This is a genomic window from Bacteroidota bacterium (genome assembly GCA_036522515.1).
GTDB lineage: Bacteria > Bacteroidota > Ignavibacteria > UBA10030 > SZUA-254 > VBOC01.
Genome location: DATDFQ010000015.1, coordinates 196,423 through 213,992 on the forward strand (window position 1 = coordinate 196,423; position 17,570 = coordinate 213,992).

At 60.5% G+C, this 17,570-nt stretch carries 11 protein-coding genes and 3 tRNA genes; 8 read left to right on the top strand and 6 right to left on the bottom strand.

The genetic code is table 11. The features are described 5' to 3' along the window. Nucleotides 1–130 precede the first annotated feature (130 nt). From VI215_02410 to VI215_02445, 8 genes are all read left to right on the top strand, one after another. Nucleotides 131–3,406 (top strand): PDZ domain-containing protein, encoded by a 3,276-nt coding sequence (locus tag VI215_02410; GenBank protein ID HEY6191160.1) that lies wholly within the window; start codon nucleotides 131–133, stop codon nucleotides 3,404–3,406. Between the two features lie 221 nt (nucleotides 3,407–3,627). Next, nucleotides 3,628–5,364 carry a DUF885 domain-containing protein gene (locus VI215_02415; protein HEY6191161.1) on the top strand — a complete coding sequence of 579 codons (1,737 nt, stop codon included), beginning with the start codon at nucleotides 3,628–3,630 and terminating at the stop codon, nucleotides 5,362–5,364. Nucleotides 5,365–5,431: 67 nt separating this feature from the next. Beyond that, nucleotides 5,432–5,507 (top strand) — tRNA-Ala (locus VI215_02420). A gap of 72 nt (nucleotides 5,508–5,579) precedes the next feature. After that, nucleotides 5,580–7,874, top strand: a complete 2,295-nt coding sequence (locus VI215_02425) for a thioredoxin domain-containing protein (GenBank protein HEY6191162.1) — start codon at nucleotides 5,580–5,582, stop codon at nucleotides 7,872–7,874. After that, nucleotides 7,871–8,878, top strand: a complete 1,008-nt coding sequence (locus VI215_02430; GenBank protein ID HEY6191163.1) for a cation diffusion facilitator family transporter — start codon at nucleotides 7,871–7,873, stop codon at nucleotides 8,876–8,878. The genes VI215_02425 and VI215_02430 overlap by 4 nt, the downstream gene beginning before the upstream one ends. A 173-nt stretch (nucleotides 8,879–9,051) precedes the next feature. Further along, on the top strand, nucleotides 9,052–9,654 hold the full coding sequence (locus VI215_02435) for a hypothetical protein (GenBank protein HEY6191164.1): 603 nt from the start codon (nucleotides 9,052–9,054) through the stop codon (nucleotides 9,652–9,654). Beyond that, a complete protein-coding gene (locus tag VI215_02440) occupies nucleotides 9,651–9,953 on the top strand; it encodes a transcriptional regulator (protein ID HEY6191165.1) in 303 nt (100 codons plus the stop codon). The genes VI215_02435 and VI215_02440 overlap by 4 nt, the downstream gene beginning before the upstream one ends. 14 nt (nucleotides 9,954–9,967) lie before the next feature. Then, nucleotides 9,968–11,446: a DUF4173 domain-containing protein gene (locus VI215_02445; GenBank protein HEY6191166.1), complete on the top strand. Its 1,479-nt coding sequence runs from the start codon at nucleotides 9,968–9,970 to the stop codon at nucleotides 11,444–11,446. Between the two features lie 92 nt (nucleotides 11,447–11,538). On the opposite strand, the gene VI215_02450 is transcribed toward VI215_02445, so the two are convergent. From VI215_02450 to VI215_02475, 6 genes are all read right to left on the bottom strand, one after another. Next, nucleotides 11,539–12,819 (bottom strand): adenosylhomocysteinase, encoded by a 1,281-nt coding sequence (locus tag VI215_02450; GenBank protein HEY6191167.1) that lies wholly within the window; start codon nucleotides 12,817–12,819, stop codon nucleotides 11,539–11,541. Nucleotides 12,820–12,859: 40 nt separating this feature from the next. After that, nucleotides 12,860–14,005, bottom strand: a complete 1,146-nt coding sequence (gene metK, locus VI215_02455) for a methionine adenosyltransferase (GenBank protein ID HEY6191168.1) — start codon at nucleotides 14,003–14,005, stop codon at nucleotides 12,860–12,862. Nucleotides 14,006–14,019: 14 nt separating this feature from the next. Further along, entirely contained in the window at nucleotides 14,020–14,994 is a 975-nt protein-coding gene (locus VI215_02460; GenBank protein HEY6191169.1) for a sugar phosphate nucleotidyltransferase, read from the bottom strand. A 54-nt stretch (nucleotides 14,995–15,048) separates the two neighbouring features. Beyond that, nucleotides 15,049–15,121: transfer RNA gene (locus VI215_02465), tRNA-Glu, on the bottom strand. 107 nt (nucleotides 15,122–15,228) lie between these two features. After that, a tRNA-His gene (locus VI215_02470) sits at nucleotides 15,229–15,303 on the bottom strand. A gap of 362 nt (nucleotides 15,304–15,665) precedes the next feature. Further along, nucleotides 15,666–17,255 (bottom strand): T9SS type A sorting domain-containing protein, encoded by a 1,590-nt coding sequence (locus VI215_02475; protein HEY6191170.1) that lies wholly within the window; start codon nucleotides 17,253–17,255, stop codon nucleotides 15,666–15,668. Nucleotides 17,256–17,570: the final 315 nt, after the last annotated feature.

The window sequence follows — 17,570 nt, forward strand, 5'->3', positions numbered from 1 at the left end:
AAAATAACCCGAAGAAGCGTACCTTCCACCACGGCAGGACCGAAAATCCATTCCCATCCGCTCCCTCTTGTCGCCGCTTCATCAATCGCAAGCGTTCACTAATCGTCCAACAACCCGATCGGAGTATTCTATGAGTGCATGTTTCCGGATATCCCTCCTCTTTCTCGTTTCATTCCTGAGCCTTGAGGCGCAGCAGGAAGCGCGGCTCCTGCGTTTTCCGGCGATTCACGACAACCGGATCGTGTTCACCTACGCGGGAGATCTCTATACGGTCGGATCGACCGGCGGTGTCGCGCGCAAGCTGACGAACTCGGAGGGATTCGAGACGTTTCCGCGATTTTCGCACGACGGCAAGTGGATCGCCTTCACCGGGCAGTATGACGGGAACACCGAAGTCTACGTGATGCCTTCGGAAGGCGGAATCCCGCGACGCCTCACCGTCACGCCGACGCTCGGCCGCGACGACGTCTCCGACCGCATGGGTCCGAACAATATCGTGATGGGCTGGAAACACGACGACAAGCATGTCATTTTCCGCTCGCGCATGCGCGAGTTCAATGATTTTAAGGGCCGGCTCTACCTTGCGTCGCTCGACGGGGATCTGCCCGAGCCTCTCCCCCTGCCCCGCGGGGGCTTCTGCTCCTACTCGCCCGACGACAAGAAGCTCGCCTACAACAGGATCTTCCGGGAGTTCAGGACCTGGAAGCGCTATCGCGGAGGATTGACGGACGACATCTCGATCTACGACTTCGAAACGAAAAAAACCGAGGACATCACGAATAACCCCGCCGGGGACATCATCCCGATGTGGAGCGGAAACAAGATTTACTTCCTTTCCGACCGCGACACCCTCAAGCGGATGAACCTCTACGTCTACGATCTCGGCTCCAAAGAGACCAGGCAGCTCACGTCGTTTACCGAGTTCGACTGCAAGTTCGCGTCCCTGGGCGACAACGCGATCGTCTTCGAGAACGGCGGCTACATCTACCGTCTCGATCTCGCGACCGAGAAGGCCGAGAAGGTGCCGGTCTCGATCGAGGACGATCTTCTGGGCGGCAGGGGCGGCATCGTCAAGGTCGGGGACGCGGTCACGAATTATGAAATCTCCCCCGACGGCAAGCGCGCGTTATTCGGCGCGAGGGGCGACGTCTTCACCGTCCCCGCGAAGTACGGCGCGACACGCAACCTGACGGCCACTCCGGGCGTGCACGAGCGGAACTCCAAATGGTCCCCGAACGGAAAGTGGATCGCGTACATCTCCGACGCAAGCGGGGAGGGCGAGATCACGATCGAGCCGCAGGACGGGAGCGGGGCCGCGGAACAGGTCACGAGCGGAGAGGACACGTACAAATACCGGATCCTCTGGTCGCCCGACAGCAAAAAGATCATGTGGGCGGACCGCCGGCAGCGGATCCGCTACGTCGAAGTCGATTCCAAGGCGATCACGGAGGTCGCCAGGGCTGAGGCGTTCGAATTTAACGATTACCACTGGTCGCCCGACAGCAAGTGGATCGCGTATGTGAAACCCGAAGCCGAGGTGATGAACAAAATCTACCTCTACTCTCTGGAGAGCAAGAAAACCGTCGAGGTCACCGACGGCTGGTACTCCTCCTCCGATCCGGTCTTCAGTCCGGACGGCAAATACCTCTTCTTTCAATCCAACCGGGATTTCAATCCCACCTTCAGCCAGACGGAGTTCGACCAGGCGTACCTTGACCTCGAGCGCATTTACCTGGTGACGCTCTCGAAGAGCGCCGACTCGCCCTTCAAGCCGAAGAGCGACGAGGTGTCGCGGAAGGAGGAGAAACCCAAACAGGACGAATCCAAGGAGAAGAAAGACGGCGACAAGGGCGACAAGAAAGAGGCGCCCGTCACGGTAAAGGTCGACGCCGACGGCCTGAAAGACCGGATCGCGGGCATCCCCGTGCAGGCCGCCTCCTATCGCGATCTCGTCGCGACATCCGGCGCCCTCTATTACATCCGGCAGGGCACCAAGGATGAAAAGGCGCAGTTCTCGATGTATGACCTCGGCGAGCTGAAAGAGACCAGCCTCGGGGAAATCGACGGATACGAGGTTTCGGCCGATCAGAAAAAGATCCTCGTCGGGAAAGACAACGCGTATTACATCCTCGACCTTCCGAAGGGCAAGATCGACCTCAAGGACAAACTGGATCTCTCCGGGATGGAGGTCAAACTCGACAAGCGGGCGGAGTGGAATCAAATTTACAACGAGTGCTGGAGGCAGATGCGCGACTTCTTCTGGAGCCCGATCATGAACGGGGTCGATTGGCCGGGCGTCCGGAAGAAATACGAAGCCCTCCTCCCCTACGTCAACCACCGGGCGGACCTGACGTATATCATCGGCGAAATGATCGGGGAGCTGAGCAGCGGCCACACCTACGTGGGCGGAGGGGAGATGCCCAAAGCCAGGCGGGTTCAGACCGGCCTCCTCGGCGCGCAAATTGAAAGAGACCCCGCCTCGAAGGAGTACCGGATCAAGAAAATCCTGAAAGGCCAGAATTGGGACAATTCCGCCAGGAGCCCCCTTACAGAAATCGGCGTGAACGCGAACGAGGGGGATTATATTGTTGAAGTCAACGGAATGCCGACTGACAAGATGGCAAATCTGTACGAATCGCTGGTCAACACTGTCGGCAAGCAGGTCACGTTGACCCTGAACTCCGGGCCGGGCAGGGAGGGCTCGCGGAAGGTGGTCGTCAGGCCGATCGCGGACGAGTCGAACCTCTACTACTATAACTGGGTCGAGGAGAACATGCGGAAGGTGGATGCCGCCACGAACGGAAAAGTGGGGTACCTCCATGTGCCCGACATGGGAGCCCACGGGCTGAACGAGTTCGTCAAGCATTTTTACCCCCAGCTCCGGAAGAAGGCGATCATCATCGATGTCAGGGGCAACGGCGGCGGGTTCGTTTCGCAACTCATCATCGAACGCCTCCGGAGGGAGATCGCGATGGTGGACATCGCTCGGAACACGATCCCCACCCCCGACCCGTCCGACATGATTCTCGGGCCGAAGGTCTGCCTGATCGACGAGTTCTCGGCGTCCGACGGGGACATTTTCCCCTACCGCTTTAGAAAGCACGGCCTCGGGCAGTTGATCGGCAAACGGACGTGGGGCGGCGTGGTCGGCATCCGGGGCACGCTCCCGCTCCTCGACGGCGGGTTCCTGAACAAGCCGGAATTCTCACGCTACGGGGTGAACGGCGAGGGGTGGATCATGGAAGGTCACGGCGTCGATCCGGACATCGTGGTCGACAACGATCCCGCGAAGGAATACGCTGGGATCGACGAGCAGCTCACCAAGGCCATCGACGTGATTCTCGAGGAGCTGAAGACGAAGGAGCAGTCGCTGCCCCCCGCGCCGGGCTACCCGATTAAGAAATAAACGCACGGACGCATCCCCAAGGCTGCGGTTACAAGGAGATGGCTGCAGAGGTAACGACATGCGCGACCTAAAGGTCGCGCGCCCGCAGCCTAAAGGCTGCGGCTACCAACCCGGAGGCATCGGTAGCCGCGACCTTCAGGTCGCGGGCTTGCAAAGGTGCGCCAATCTCGCTATATTCAAGCCGCTTTCAAACCCCCAACTCACTTCAACAGGAACCCGTTATGCGACTCTTATCGGCGATTTGCCTCGCCTTTTCCCTCGTTCTTCCGGCGGTTCATGCCTTCGCCCAGAGTGACGACCAGCTGTCCGACGAGATGACGGCCGACTTTCTCAAGGGCTATTTCGCCGCGAATCCGATCTCGGCGACGGGCATCGGCGTCCACGACTACGACAACGTCCTCGACGACGTCGGTCCCGCCGCGGTCGACAAGGAGGTCGCGCGGCTGAAGTCGTTCAAGTCGCACCTCGAACGGCTCGATCCGGCCGGGATGTCGAAGGACAAGGGCATCGACTGCAGAATTCTCACGGAAAGCATCGACGAGAACCTTTTCGGATTCGAGGAGCTGCGGGAATATGAATGGAACCCGATGGTCTACACGGGAGCTCTCGGGAACGCGATCGCCTCCCTGATCTACCAGGAATTCGCGCCGCTCGACCAGCGCCTGAAGAACGCCGCGGCCCGGGCGACGCAGGTCTCGAGGTTTCTGGACCAGGCGAAGGCGAACCTCAAGAATGCCCCGCTGATTCATGTGCAAACCGCCATCAGCCAGAACCAGGGAAACATCAGCCTGTACAAAGACGAACTGACCAAAGCCGCGAAGGACGCTTCGCCCGAGATCCAGTCGGAGGTGGCCGGCGCGTCGGCAAAGGCGGTCGCCGCCCTCGAGGAGTTCGGGAAATGGCTGGAGACCGATCTGAAGCCGCGAGCCACGAGGGATTTCCGGCTGGGAAAGGATCTCTACGAGAAGAAGCTCTCGCACGCGCTGAAATCCAAAATCACTCCCGCCGAGCTTCTGCAGCGGGCCGAATCCGAAAACGTCCGGGTCCACGGGGAGATGTATGCGCTTGCGGCCCCGCTCTACAAGGAGTACTACGGCGAGGCGGCAGCCGGAAAAGACACGATCGAGGTGATCAAGAAAGTGCTCGACAAGATCGTGCTCGATCATCCCAAAAAAGAAGAGCTGATGGACGTGATCAAGAAGATCATACCGGAGCTCGAGGAGTTCGTGACGAAGAAGGATCTCCTCACGCTCGACGCGAAACAGCCGCTCGTCATACGCGAAACCCCCGAGTACGAACGGGGGGTTGCAGTCGCCTCCATGGAGTCTCCCGGACCGCTGGAAAAGAATCTCAAATCGTTTTACAATGTCACCCCCATTCCGCCCGAGTGGACCCCCGAGCAGGTCGAATCGTACCTGCGGGAGTATAACAGCTGGTCGATCCGCGACCTGAGCATCCATGAGGGGGTGCCGGGACACTATGTCCAGGGTTACTTTGCGAACCGGTGCCCCTCCATCATCCGGAACGTCTTCGGAAGCGGATCGATGGTCGAAGGCTGGGCCGTCTATGCGGAGCGCATGATGGTCGAGGCGGGGTACATGGACGGCGACCCCCGGATGAAGCTCATCAACCTGAAGTGGTACGTCAGGGTGGTCCTGAACTCCATCATCGATCAGAAGATCCACGCCTACGGGATGACGCAGGCGGAAATGATGGGGTTGCTGACGAAACAGGGTTTTCAGGAGGAACGCGAAGCCGCCGGGAAGTGGCGCCGCGCAAACCTGACCTCCGCGCAACTCTCGACCTACTTCGTGGGATTTCAGGAAATATGGGACCTGCGCGAGGCATATAAGAAGAAGATGGGAGAGGCGTTTTCCCTGAAAAAGTTCCACGAAGACTTCCTGAACCACGGATCTCCCAGTGTGAAGTACATCCAGGAGCTCATGCTCGGAGAGTGACGGCCTCTCTTGCTTCGGCGTGAATTCTTTCGTAACTTTTGGTGTACGCCACACGACAGATTCAGATGGGGCTGTAGCTCAGCTGGGAGAGCGCCTCGTTCGCAACGAGGAGGCCGTCGGTTCGATCCCGATCAGCTCCACCATTCCGGCGGATCACCCTTAACCGCCTCACATGTTGTCACGCCAGGGGGCGCGGACCCCGGCCCGGGCCGCGCTTGAGCAAGCCGTGGAAACCCCGGATCATCGGCGCCACGGTCTTGATCGTCTCGGCGGCGGCGGGATTTTACTCGGCGTTTCCGACCGCGGCGGGCCCCGGCGGGATCGCCCGGCAGACAACCGCAAGAGACAGCCTTTCACCATCCATCCGGCGGCACTTGAAAGAAGGAAAGAATCCGAATCGCCTGATCCACGAGAAGAGCCCCTACCTTCTTCAACATGCCTTTAACCCCGTCGATTGGTACCCCTGGGGAGACGAGGCCTTTGAGAAAGCCCGCCGGGAAGACAAACCTATTTTCCTCTCCGTGGGGTACTCGACCTGCTACTGGTGCCACGTCATGGAGCGTGAGGTCTTCGAGGACACGGCGATCGCACGGCTCATGAACGAAAAGCTCGTTTGCATCAAAGTCGACCGCGAGGAGCGTCCGGACATCGACCGTGTCTATATGACCGCCGTGCAGGCCATGACCGGAGGGGGCGGCTGGCCGATGTCCGTCTTCATGGGAGCGGACCGGACCCCTTTTTTCGGCGCAACCTACATCCCCCCCACGCCGCAGCACGGCCGTCCGGGATTTCCGGAACTCGTGCAGCGCATCAGCCACCTCTGGGAGACCGACCGATCCCGGATTCTCGAATCGAGCAAGCAGATCGGAGAGTATCTCAGAAGCTCGGTGAGCGGCTCAAGCTCCCCCGTCGGCGAATCCGCGCTCCACGCCGGCTTCGAATCGATCGCTCAGGGCTACGACTCCGGGAACGGGGGGTTCGGCTCCGGCCCAAAATTTCCGAGGCCCGTCGTATTCGATTTTCTCCTTCGCTATTACCGCCTGACCGGGAAGGATTCCGCGCTCGGGATGGTGCTGACCACCCTCCGGAAAATGGCGGACGGAGGAGTCCACGACCATGTGGGAGGCGGATTTCACCGCTACTCCGTGGACGGTGAGTGGCGCGTGCCTCATTTCGAGAAAATGCTCTACGACCAGGCGGGGATCGCCATCTCCTGCCTCGAGGCTTTCCAGATAACGCACGACGAGACCTACTCCTCCGTCGCGCGAGACGTCCTCGACTATGTGGCGGGCAATCTGACGGGCGGCGAAGGCGGTTTTTATTCGGCCGAGGATGCGGAGAGCGCGCCCGACCCTTCCAAACCGGATTCGAAGGAGGAAGGCGCCTTCTATCTCTGGACGAGCGGAGAGATCGGGAATCTCCTCGGGAAAGAGAACGAGGCGATCTTCAAATATCATTACGGGGTCCTCGACTCCGGTAACGCCCCCGAAGACCCTCTCCATGCGTTCACCAACCGGAATATTCTCTACGCCGCCCACACGATCGCGGAAACGGGCTCAAAGTTCGGAAAAGAACCGCGGGAGGTCTCCCTTCTCCTCTCCCGGATGAGGGCGACTCTTTCCGCCGCTCGCTCAAAACGTCCGAGACCGCAGCTCGACGACAAGGTCATCACGGCCTGGAACGGAATGATGATCTCCGCTTTTTCGAAAGCCTACCAGGTCCTGCATGACGAGAAGGACCTCGCCTTGGCCGGCCGCGCCGCGGATTTTGCGATGTCAAAGCTCTACGACGGAAAGACGGGGACTCTCCGCCGCCGCTACCGCGACGGGGAGGCGCGGTTCGAGGGAACACTGCAGGACTACGCTTTTCTTGTCAGAGGACTGCTCGACCTGTATGAAGCATCCTTCGACATGCGATGGTTCAGGTCAGCGATCACGCTCACGGACAAGCAGAACGAGCTTTTCTGGGACTCCGACCGCGGGGGCTATTTCGACGGCTCGGGTAAGGATCCGACGGTCCTGATCCGGACCAGGGAGGATTATGACGGCGCGGAGCCCTCCGGAAACTCGATCGCGGCGCTCAACCTCCTTCGTCTGGCGCAGATGACCGACAGCAAGGATTTGCGCTCGAGGGCCGAGAAGACGATCGCGGCGTTCGGAGCGAGGATCCGCGCCACGCCCGAAGCCCTGCCCGAGATGCTCGTTGCGCTCGATTGGAGCCTCGCGACCCCGAAGGAAATCGTGATCGCGGGAGACTGGGGCGGAGAGGAAACGAAGCGCCTGCTCGCCGAAGTTCATTCGCATTTTGTGCCGGTCCGGGTTCTCCTGCTCGCGGACGGGGGAACGGATCAACGGGAACTCGCCTCCTACCTTCCCTTCATCTCGGGGATCAAACCGGAGCCGGGGAAGGCGACGGCGTACATCTGCGAGAACTACGCCTGCCAGCTTCCCTCCTCGGACCCCGCGGTCGTCTCGCGGTTGCTCGAGCATCCCCTCGGGGTTCATAAATGAGCGCGAACCAGACAGAAAAGATCAGGGTATCCGGGGTTGGGATGGACGAGGCCCTCGAACGCCCGGCCCCGTACTCGTCCGGCGACATCAGGCAGATGAAGTCCGCGATGCGCCTCTCGCTCCTCATCGGATTCTTCATGCTGGTCATCAAGATGTACGCCTACGTGATCACGGGCTCGACCGCGATCCTCTCCGACGCCGCGGAGTCGGTGGTCCACGTCATCGCCGTCTCGTTCGCGGCTTACAGCCTGATGCTGAGCATGAAGCCCGCCGACGAGGCGCATCCCTACGGGCACGACCGCATCGGATTTTTCTCGGCGGGCTTCGAAGGCCTCATGATCGTCCTTGCTGCGCTTTACATCATCTATGAGGCGGTGCACGAATGGTTGACCGGCCTCTCGATCCGGAATCTCGACACCGGAACCCTCTTTATCGTCGTCGCGACAGCGGTCAACGGAGGTCTGGGCTGGTACCTGGTCCGGCAGGGGAAAAAGCACAACTCCATCGTTCTCGAGGCGAACGGCAAGCATGTCCTCACCGACAGCTGGACGAGCCTCGGCGTGATCGTCGGCCTCCTCCTGGTGCTCGCGACGGGCTGGCTCCCCTTCGACCCGATTCTCGCGATCATCGTGGGGGCGAACATCCTCTGGACCGGCGGGAACCTCCTCCGGCGCTCGATCAAGGGGCTGATGGACGAAATCGATCCGGAGACGGAGAAGGACCTGAAATCAATCCTCCAGATCGAGACTGCGCGGCTTCAGATCGAGTTCCACGGCTTGCGGTACCGGAACGCCGGAAACCGGCTTCTGGTCGAGTTCCACCTTCTCTTCCCCGACGACCTCACGATCGCCAAGGCCCACGAGCGCGCCACCCTGATCGAGGAGGCGATGCACAAGGCGTTTCCGAACCGCCTGGAGATCATCAGCCATCTCGAGCCGATCGAAGGCCACGACGAAGTGCACAAGAAAATCCTCAGGAGCGACAAGCCCGGCGTTTCGGGGTGAGTTTCGCGTGACGTTTAACGCAGGCTAAAGCCTGCGGCTACCAAACCCGAGGCATCGGTGGACGCTCCCCCTTCCCGAATACACTTGACTTTGATGAATCGGTTCATTAACTTTGTACTACAAAGTACTCTCTAATTCCAAGTAATAACGCATAGACGGCGAGGTTGAATCGCATGAACCAGATCGATGGCCCCCTGAAAGATCTTTCTGAAATCCGGACGATGATGGAGCGGTCCTCAAAGTTCCTCTCACTGAGCGGATTGGCGGGAGTGAGCGCGGGCGCGGCGGCCCTGGCGGGAGCGGCGGCGGCATATTGGAAACTCGGTCTTCCGGAGGGCCGGGGCGGGAGCGCCGAAACCGCTCTCTTCCTCGCATGCGACGCGGGGATCGTCCTGATCGCGGCGATCGGCCTCGCGATCTTCTTCACCACGCGAATGGCGAAGAAGATCGGCCACCCCGTCTGGTCGGGAATGACGAAATACCTGCTCGCCGCCCTCCTAATCCCCCTGGCCGCGGGCGGGGTCGTGTGCCTCGCGGCATGGAGCCGGGGATGGGTCATGGGCATCGGGCCGTTTACCCTCGTTTTTTACGGGCTTGCGCTCCTGAACTGCTCGAAGTACACGGTGCGCGAGATTCAATATCTCGGCATCGCCGAAATCGTGCTCGGCCTGACCGGCCTGTTTTTTGCCGATGCATGGCTCCTTCTGTGGGCGGCGGGTTTTGGCGCCCTGCACATCGTGTACGGCATTCTCATGTACGTGAAGTACGAGAAGTGAAAGAGATTCTGGAACATTTCAACAGGATGTTCGAGAATCGCACCAGGCTTGCGATCATGTCGATTCTCGTGGTGAACGAATCCGTCGAGTTCAACGCGATGAAGCTGATGCTGAACCTGACGGACGGGAATCTCTCGACCCACATGACGGCGCTTGAAAAAAACCGCTACGTCGCCGTGCGGAAGGAGTTTAAGGGAAAGAAACCGCTCACCACGTATGTGGCGACGGCCATGGGGAGGCGGGCGTTCGGCGTACATCTCGACGCCCTCGAGCAGCTGATCAGGAACGCCCACGAATAGAGAGAGGAACGGCCGTGACAGAGGAACAGGTCAAACCCGGAAAACTCATCGCCGCTGCGGCGCTTGTCCTCGGCCTGCTGGGAGACCAGCTCCTTCGCGCCGGGCCGTGGGGACTCAATGCAGCGATCTGGGCGGGATTGCTCGCGCTTATCCTCTGGCTCTCGCTCCCAGGGTCCGGGGGCGCCGCCCGGCGCCGGTGGCTCCCGGGAGTCGTCGCAGGGTTCGCCCTGCTTTTCGCCTGGCATGATTCCATCCCCCTGAAGCTTCTGAACGTCGCCGGAATCGCCGGGGCGCTGGCCCTCCTCAGCGCCGGCCGCCCAGGACCGACTCTGCGGGTGCTGAGCTTTATGGAGTACCTGTTCGAGCTTGTGGCGATCGGCCTCAGCTGTTTCGTGGGGCCCATTTTCCTTCTCGCCCGGGACATCGACTGGAGCGGCATCGGGCAAACCGCCCGCTCAGCGCGTCTCTTCTCCCTCGCCCGCGGCCTGGCGATCGCGCTCCCGATCCTTGTCGTGTTCGGAGCCCTCTTCGTCTCCGCCGATGCGGCATTCGAGAACTTTATCAACACGATCTTCGATATCGATCTGGCTTCCCTTTTCCTCCACCTCTTTTTTACGGGATTTTTCTCCTGGATCGCGGCAGGCTACCTGCGGAGGGTCTTCGTGCGGTCGGAGCTCCGGATCGAGTCCTTTGCCATGCCCGCCCGCGCATCGCTCGGGATCACCGAAGTGGCGCTTGTCCTCGGCTCGCTCAATCTCCTCTTCCTGACGTTCGTGATCGTGCAGATGGGGTATCTCTTCGGCGGCGCGCATGTGGTGTCGTCCACGCCCGATCTGACGCTGGCGGAGTACGCGCGGCGGGGCTTCTTCGAACTCATTGCCGCCGGCGCGCTCACGCTCCCCCTCCTCCTGGGCGGCCACTGGCTCTTGCGGAAGGAGCGGCCGTCCCACGAATCGATCTTCCGGTGGATGGCGGCGCTGCTCATCCTCCTTGTGCTCGTGGTGATGGCTTCGGCGGCTCATCGCCTCGTCCTCTACGGGCGTGAGTTCGGCGTCACGGAGCAGCGGATCTACGCGGGCGTCTTCATGGCCTGGCTCGCAGCCGTCCTCGCATGGTTCTGCCTGACCGTCCTTCGCGGGCGGCGCGAGCGGTTCACGACGGGCGCCGTTCTCCTGGGATTCGCGGCGCTCCTTTGCCTCCACCTGGCAAACCCCGACAGTCTCATCGTTCGCATCAATTCGGCGCGGTCGTCGGAAGGAAAGCGGTTCGATCCGAAGTATCTCACCTCGCTCAGCCTCGACGCCGTGCCGGAGATGATTCAGGCCCTCCCTTCCTACAAGACTGAGGATCGCAAAGTCATCGCCCGGTACCTTCTCGAGGAATGCCTCCGCCGCGAGCAGGAAGACTGGCGCACGTGGAGCCTGGCGAAAAACTCCGCCCTCGCCCTGATCCGCGAGCGCCAGGACGACCTCCGGGGAATGATCGCAAAGTGAGCTTTCCCGTGCGAAGGGCAGTGCCGCCGGGCAGAAAAAAAGAAGGGTGATCGTCAGATCACCCTTCGGAAGAACCACGGCGATCATGCAGATCAGGTGCCCGAGCTGTAATCCTCCGCGTACCGCTTCTGCTCCGCAGTGAGTTTGTCGATGCTGTGCCCCATGGTCCTCAGCTTCACCACCGCGATTTCCTGGTCCTGCTCGGCGGGAATATCGTAGACCTGGTTCTTCAGCTTTTTCCCCTGCTTGTGCAGGCTCACGAGCCGAAGCTGGGCCATGAACTGATTGGCGAACGACATGTCCATCACTTCCGACGGATGCCCTTCGGCGGCCGCGAGGTTCACCAGCCGTCCCTTCGCGAGCACGTAGATCCGCCTGCCGTTTTTGAGGAGGTATTCTTCGTTGTTCGGCCGTATTTCCCTGACCGATTTCGAGAGCTTCTTCAGATGCGCCAGGTTCACCTCGCAGTCGTAGTGCCCCGTGTTGCAGACGATGGCTCCGTCCTTCATCGACTTGAAATGCCGGTCGACGACGATGTCCTTCACCCCGGTGGCGGTGATGAAAATGTCGCCGATGCGGGCCGCCTGATCCATCGGCATCACCCGGATGCCGTCGAGCGTCGCCTTCAGCGCCGCGGTCGGTTTCACCTCCGTGATGATGACGTTTGCGCCGAGCCCCTTCGCACGCGAGGCCACTCCCCTGCCGCAGTGCCCGTACCCCGCGACGACGACGTTCTTGCCGGCAAGAAGCACGCTCGTCGCCCGGAGAATCCCGTCGAGCGTCGACTGCCCCGTTCCGTAGACGTTGTCGAAATCCCATTTCGTCTCCGCGTCGTTCACCGCCATGACGGGATATTTGAGCGCGCCGTCGTTCGCCATCGCGCGGAGGCGGTGGACGCCGGTGGTCGTCTCTTCCGTGCCGCCGATGACATATTTGCCCGCGAATTCCGGATGCTTGTTGTGGATCGTGAAGATCAGGTCGGCGCCGTCGTCGAGAGTCAGGTTCGGCTTGATCTTCAGCGTCTCTTCGATGCACCAGTAAAAATCCTTTACGGACATGCCGTGCCAGGCGAAGATGGATACCCCGTCGGCGGCGAGCGCCGCGGCCACCGCGTCCTGCGTGGAGAGGGGGTTGCATCCGCTCCAGCTCACCTCCGCCCCGGCGTCCACGAATGTCCTGACGAGCACCGCCGTTTCCTTCGTCACGTGAAGGCATCCGGCGATGCGGTAGCCCTTCAGCGGTTTTGTTTTCTTGTACTGTGCCCTGAGCGCCATCAGCACAGGCATCCTGGATTCCGCCCATGCGACCAGGCGCCTCCCTTCGGCTGCCAGCTTCAGATCTGCAACTTTGAATTGACCTTTCTTATAATCCATGCTATTCCCGGTTATGAGTGGAAGATGATGCGTGTAATTATCAGCGGAGGGCTTTGCGCAGAGTTTTCACCAGGTCGAGCTGCTCCCAGGGAAACTCCCTGCCGGTGCGCCCGAAGTGCCCGTAGGCGGCGGTCTTGCGGTAGATCGGTCGGCGCAGGTTGAGCCGCTTGATGATGCTGGCGGGCGACAGGTCTATTTCTTTCATGATGATCTTGGCGATGCCGTTGTCAGGCAGCTTTCCGGTTCCGTAGGTGTTGACGTGGATGGAGACCGGCTCCGGAATTCCGATCGCATAGGCGATCTGGATCATGCATTCGTCGGCGAGACCCGCCGCGACAAGGTTCTTCGCGATGTGGCGGATGGCGTATGCCGCGCTCCGGTCGACCTTCGAGGGGTCTTTTCCGGAAAACGCTCCTCCCCCGTGGGGCGCCCGCCCCCCGTACGTGTCGACGATGATCTTGCGGCCCGTCAGGCCGCTGTCGCCGTGGGGGCCGCCGATTTCAAACCGCCCCGTCGGGTTCACGTGAAAAATCGTATTCTTGTCGATCAGCTCCTCCGGGAGAACGTCCCGCACCGCATGCCTGATGATATCTTCCCTGATCCGCTTCTGGGAGACGTCGCCGTCGTGCTGGGTCGAGACGACCACCGTGTGGATCCGGCGGGGGGTCCTCCCCTCGTATTCGACGGTGACCTGGGATTTCGCGTCGGGCCGGAGGTAGGACATGAGGCCGTTCCGTTCGGATTTCCTGATCTCGGAGAGGCGCTTGACGATCTTATGCGCGAACATGATCGGCATCGGCATGTATTCCGGAGTTTCGTTGCACGCGTATCCGAACATCATCCCCTGATCGCCCGCGCCGCCCTTGTTCACGCCCATCGCGATGTCGGGCGACTGCTGGTGCACGGTCGAGATGACGGAACAGGAGTCGGCGTCGAACTTGTACTCCGCCTTCGTATACCCGATCTCCCGGATGACGCTGCGGGCGAGCGTCTGAAACTCCACGTACGCCTTGGTCGTGATCTCGCCGCCGATCAGGACCAGGCCGGTGGTCACAAACGTCTCGCATGCCACGCGGGACATCGGATCCTCGGCCAGCAGCGCGTCCAGGACCGCGTCGGAGATCTGGTCGCAAATCTTGTCCGGATGCCCCTCGGAGACCGATTCGGAAGTGAAGAGATGAGACATGTGGTGCCCTTCGGTTAATGAAAGTCGATTTCGGAGGAGTCTCCGATATTGATGCGATTGAAGGTTCCGCGCACGACCGCGTTGATCCCGACGATCGAGCCTTCGAGGAGCGATTTGTTCACTTCGGCCCCTTCGCCGATGATGGAGTTTCTTACGATCGATTCGGTCACCGCCGCGCCGTCGGCGACCGTGGCAAACGGCCCGACGACGGAGTGAACGATTTTGGCCTTCGGGGAAATGTAGACCGGGGGAACGATCACGACGCCGTCCCTGGCGGCGGGCGGGGGCTGTTTCCCGAGCAGATGCCTGTTCGTGGCCAGCAGGGTTTCCGGCTTCCCGCAGTCGTACCACCCCTCGACGGGAAACGTCCGTATCTTCTCGCCGTGCTCGATCATCAATTGAAGCGCGTCGGTGAGCTGGAATTCCCCTTTCGTCTTCCGGTCCGCCGCCATCAGCTCCTCGATGCACTCCTGCAGGAGACGGGGCTTGTCGATCCAGTAGAGCCCGACGATCGCGTGATTGCTCACGGGGTGCTCCGGCTTCTCGGTCAGCTTCGTCACAAACCCGTCCTTCAGCTCCGCGATGCCGAACCGGCGGGGGTCTTCCACCTCCTTCACTCCGATCGAGGTGTATGTGCCGGACATGATGGGCTTCAGGTCGACGTCAAAGATCGTGTCCCCGAGGATGATCAGGAACGGCCCCGATGAGAACCCGTCTTTTGCGAGGTAGACGGCGTGCGCCAGGCCCCTCCGCTCGTCCTGATCGACGAAGTCGACTTTGATCCGGTACTGGGACTTCACATAGTCGCGAACCATGTCTCCGAGGTAGCCCACGATGAAGGTGGCTTCGTCGAAGCCCGCCGCGATGATCTGATCGAGAATGTGCCCGATGATCGGTTTGCCGGCGACGTTCAGCAACACCTTCGGGAGCGTGAACGTGTGCGGCCGGAGCCGGCTGCCGAAGCCCGCGACGGGAATGATGGCTCTCATACGATATGGAGTGGTCTCAGCTTCATTTCACATGCGCCAGGGACGGGATGATCGTGCCCCCAACCGGATTCGAACCGGTGTTACAAGCTTGAAAAGCTCGTGTCCTAGGCCTCTAGACGATGGGGGCGAGTCCGAGAACGGAAGGGAACACTCAATCGCTCAGACCCGGACTTCGTGAGACGTGTTCGCTCTTTTCCAAATATTCCGGTCCGATATTCCGGAAAAACCGCCTTGGGTGTCCAGTGGGACTTGAACCCACGACCTCCAGGGCCACAACCTGGCGTTCTAACCAAACTGAACTATGGACACCATCGAATCCTGCCGCTCATGCGCGCTCCCCCGCGGCGCCGGGGGTCGCATGAAAGGCCTTCGGGGGATTGAGCGCACAAAAGATAGTCAAAACTTGTGGAATAATCAAGGAATGAGAGCGTGGGGTACGCTTTTTCGCCGCAGCGAAAGGCCCGCGACCTGAAGGTCGCGGCTACCGAATCCTCGGGCCTGGTCGTTGCGCGACCGATGATTCGGGCTTGGTAGCCGCGGGCTTTAGCCTGCGTTAAACGGCACGCGACCTAAAGGTCGCGCCTACCGAAACCCGGCGGAGCCGACGCGCAAAAAAAGACCCCGGCCGCACAAAGCCGGGGTCTCAAATCCAGATCGGAGCGTTGGAGAACTTACCTCATCAACACCATCTTCCTCGTCTGAACCTGCCCGCCTGCGGTGATCCGGTAGAAGTAGACGCCGGTCGGCTGGCCGTCGGCTTTCCATGTCACCGAATAATCGCCCCGCACCTTCCGCTCCCCGACGAGCGTTGCAACCTGGCGCCCGATAATATCATGAACGGTTAACGAGACGTATTCCTCGGTTGGAATCGAGAAGTAAATCCTGGTCTCCGGATTGAACGGATTGGGGTAATTCGCGGAGAGCCTGAAGGTTCCCGGCGCGTTATTTCCCTCGTGAACCGCGGAGACAACCTGCTGCCAGGTGGTGGTATAACGGTGGGTGTTCATCCACGCGGTGCCGTTCCATGTCTGGTCGACTTCCACGGTCCGGTTCCCGTTCCCGTCGTACGTGTAAAGCGCTTGATCCCCGTTCGACCATGCGGATCCATCCCAGGTTTGATCCATGGATTGCGTCAGGTGCCCGCTCCCGTCGTAGACCCAGACGGAGCGGTAATCGTTCCCCCATGAAGTGCCGTTCCACGACTGGTCGACTTCTTCGGTCTCGTGGCTCGATCCGTCGAACGTGAAGGCGTATCTGTTCACGTTCACCCAGGCCGACCCGTTCCAGGTTTGGTACAAGTCTTCGGTGTTGTTGTGGCTCCCGTCGTACGTATACGAAAACCGGTTCACATTCGTCCAGGAAGCCCCGGCCCAGTTCTGGGAGGTCTCCGTGGCCAGGTTGCCGGCGACATCATACGTGCTCGCGAGCCTGTTGACATTCATCCACATGCCCGCGGACCATACCTGCGTCACGGTTGCCGTATCGCGGCTGAGCCCGTCGTACGCGAACGTGTACAGGTTGAGGTCCGCCCACGCAGATCCGTTCCAAGTTTGATAGAGATAGTTCGCGAGAACAGTTCCGTTATAGGTGAAAACATACCTGAAGATACCCGCCCAGGCGGTCCCGTTCCAGCTGTCGTATTCATATTGGGTCGGGTTGCCGTTCCCGTCGTAGGTGTAAAGGAACCTGATGGCACTGACCCATGCCGTCCCGTTCCAGGTCTGGTACGCATACGATGTCACATGTCCGCTGCCGTCCCAGGTGTAGTCGTACCGGGAAACGTTGGTCCACGCCGAGCCATTCCAGGACTGGAAGAGATATTCCGTCTGGTTCCCGCTCCCGTCGTAGGTGTAGAGTGTTTGCGAATTGTTCACCCACGCGCTTCCGTTCCAGCTCTCCGCAAGGTCCACAGTCGTGTGGCCGCTTCCATCGAGGGTAAAAGTATGCCTGTTCTTGCTTTTCCACACGCTTCCGGTCGTGTCCCAGGTCTCATGGAGCTGCGACGTCCTGACGAAAGTTGAGGCGCCTGACGTACTCCTGATCCCCGGAGGTAAACCGGGCAGCTGGCTCGGACTGAATGAAATTGTGCCATTCCTGACCTGAAATGGCTGAGCGCCGGTTCCGGAGCCGGCCGTCCTGGAAGAGAAGTTCCGCGGGGCGTCGAGCCGGTGTGTTCCCGGGGTATTCGAATAAGCGCGCGTCGCGCAGGCGGCTGTCAGGGCGACGAAGAGAATGCAGCAAAGTTGGCGAAGAACGTTCATGAAATCTCCTCTGATGATGGATGCGTGATACGTAGGTCGGGGAATGTACCGAATATTTGCGCTACATCCAATCGCCCGGCGGTCGCGCTTCCACCGGAGGCCACGGAAAACCCCACGAGATCGGCGATTTATTCCTTCCGGCATGGAATTTTAGCGCGGGGGAGGGTAAACCGGAGAACTACGTGGATTACCCGATTGACAAAGCCTGCATAAATGTTTATACTTTTATAGACAGGTGGCGTAGATCTCCCCGCTGACGTGGACGCGCCGTCGATGCGCTCCCCCCACGCCGCCCGAGACCGGGTGCGTACCCCC

Bases quoted from the DNA above. Each gene is read 5' to 3' on its own strand.
- metK (HEY6191168.1), bottom strand. From the start codon at position 14,005: ATGTCTCATCTCTTCACTTCCGAATCGGTCTCCGAGGGGCATCCGGAC.
- VI215_02430 (HEY6191163.1), top strand. From the start codon at position 7,871: ATGAGCGCGAACCAGACAGAAAAGATCAGGGTATCCGGGGTTGGGATG.
- VI215_02460 (HEY6191169.1), bottom strand. From the start codon at position 14,994: ATGAGAGCCATCATTCCCGTCGCGGGCTTCGGCAGCCGGCTCCGGCCG.
- VI215_02410 (HEY6191160.1), top strand. From the start codon at position 131: ATGAGTGCATGTTTCCGGATATCCCTCCTCTTTCTCGTTTCATTCCTG.
- VI215_02475 (HEY6191170.1), bottom strand. From the start codon at position 17,255: ATGAACGTTCTTCGCCAACTTTGCTGCATTCTCTTCGTCGCCCTGACA.
- VI215_02415 (HEY6191161.1), top strand. From the start codon at position 3,628: ATGCGACTCTTATCGGCGATTTGCCTCGCCTTTTCCCTCGTTCTTCCG.
- VI215_02435 (HEY6191164.1), top strand. From the start codon at position 9,052: ATGAACCAGATCGATGGCCCCCTGAAAGATCTTTCTGAAATCCGGACG.
- VI215_02450 (HEY6191167.1), bottom strand. From the start codon at position 12,819: ATGGATTATAAGAAAGGTCAATTCAAAGTTGCAGATCTGAAGCTGGCA.